General features: G+C 71.4%; 2 protein-coding genes. Both read right to left on the bottom strand.

The genetic code is table 11. The features are described 5' to 3' along the window. Window positions 1-580: 580 nt before the first annotated feature. Complete coding sequence (locus AB0K43_RS00485) at window positions 581-967, bottom strand: hypothetical protein (RefSeq protein ID WP_363634336.1); 387 nt, start codon at window positions 965-967, stop codon at window positions 581-583. Beyond that, window positions 964-1,224 (bottom strand): hypothetical protein, encoded by a 261-nt coding sequence (locus AB0K43_RS00480; protein ID WP_363634335.1) that lies wholly within the window; start codon window positions 1,222-1,224, stop codon window positions 964-966. The genes AB0K43_RS00485 and AB0K43_RS00480 overlap by 4 nt, the downstream gene beginning before the upstream one ends. Between the last annotated feature and the right edge of the window lie 609 nt (window positions 1,225-1,833).

Raw genomic sequence — 1,833 nt, 5'->3', positions numbered from 1 at the left:
CGGTCCTCCCCGCGCAGGCGGGGGTCAGCCGTCCGCCGGAGGAGTGAACAATGCGCGGCCCCCGTCCTCCCCGCGCAGGCGGGGGTCAGCCGTTCCACAGATCCTGCCAGCTGTGTCCGTACCGGCCCTCCCCGCGCAGGCGGGGGTCAGCCGCGCGCCACCGGCTACGGCATCGCGCACCGCTCATCCTCCCCGCGCAGGCGGGGGTCAGCCATTCTGGGCGGGGCCGGCCACGCCGGACCAGGTGTCCTCCCCGCGCAAGCGGGGGTCAGCCGATATCCTCCAGCGGCGTGTGCCCGACGCTCTCCTCCTTCCCACGGGAGTGAGGGCCAGCCACAGCCCAGGGGCGCCGCAGGAAGTCCCTGCTCGCGGAGGGGTCAGCCGCAGCCCATCTCGATCGCGTGGCCGACCTGCTCGTCCCCCGCTCGCGCGGGGATCAACCGGTGCTGGGGCTGCGGGGGCGAGGAGTCGACCGCGTCTTCCCCGCGGGCGCGGGGGCAGCTGGACCGCCTGGCCACCGCCGGACACGGGCAGTTGGCCCTGCGTGAGCGGGGGTGATCTCGTAGCACGTCCAGGGCTTTCAGTTGAGCTTTCCGGGGTCGATGGGGTGGATGCCGGTTCCGGCGTAGAGATCGGGTTGAACGGTGAGGACGACGCAGCCGGTCGGGTGGCTGGCGGTGGGACGGCTGGCGTGGACGGCGTGGGCGATGCGCCAGTCGGTGCCGGCGGCGATCAGTGCGCCGACCTCGATGGCCCCGGAGAGTCCGAGTGGCTCGACTTCCAGCCCCGGCAGCGCACCGACGTGCTCAGCCACGCCCGAGCGCTCGGCCTCGGCCGCCGCCAGGCACAGTGCCGGGACGTGCACCTGGGCCCGCCCCTCGGCGGCGTCCACGACGAAACCTGAAAGTGCCGGGTAGCCGGCACCTAACGCCAGCAGTGCGGAATGGTCCAGAACGGCGGGGATCACGCGGCGCTGCTCCGTTCGGCGATGAGGTCTCGCAGGCGGGCGGAGGCGGCCATGGTGTCGCTGGTGACCTCGATGCCCATGTGGTCGCTCAGGTAGCGGCGGGCCTGCTCACCGCGGGCGCGCAGCTCTTCTGCGGTGGGTGTCTGGGCGGCGAGTTCCTCGACCAGGTCGCGCATGGTCGTGCCTCGCTGGCCCGCGAGAAGCTGGAGGCGTTCGCGAGTCTCGCGGGAGACCTTGATGCTGGTGTCATCTGCCATAGCTACGACTCTACCGGCGGTAGAGCCACAGGGGCGGCGAAACCGGAAGCCTCCTCGCGGGAGCAGGGTCAGCCGCCTCCGATCGCCTCGCCACTGCATGTCCTCCCAGCGCGAGCGGGAGCAGGAGCAGCCGGCTGCTCTAGCTGCCCTGGCTGCCCTGGCTGCCCTGGCTGCCCTGGCTGCCACCATCGTTTCCTCTCCGCGGGAGCGGGGGTCGGAATCCGAGCTGAGCGCCAAGAAGCTCGTCGAGTCTTCCCCGCGTGGCCGGGCAATGCGGGGCACCCGGTTGAGTGTCGGTGCTCCGAGATGTCCTCCCGCTCGCGCGGGGGTCGGCCGGCGCTCGTCCCCGCCGGAGGCAATGCACCTTGTCCTCCTTGTACGAGCGGGGGGCAGCCGCAGAACGGCAACGTCTACGACTTCAACCAGCGGTCAGCCGCCGCGGTCTCGCGGTGACGGCTTCAAGACGAAGTCCTCCGCAAGGGAGTAGGACGATGGGGCGGCGCGATAGCGTGGGGTGTGAACCCTGACGGCTAGTCAAGAAATTGCAAAGAGCTCCGAACGTCGCAGGTCGCGAAGAGTCCTCCCCGCGAGAGCGGGGGTCAGCCGTAC

The sequence above is a fragment of the Kitasatospora sp. NPDC049258 genome (genome assembly GCF_040678895.1).
Taxonomy (GTDB): Bacteria; Actinomycetota; Actinomycetes; order Streptomycetales; family Streptomycetaceae; genus Kitasatospora.
Note: the sequence above shows the minus strand (reverse complement) of the source record. Positions and strands in the feature narration are given on the sequence as shown.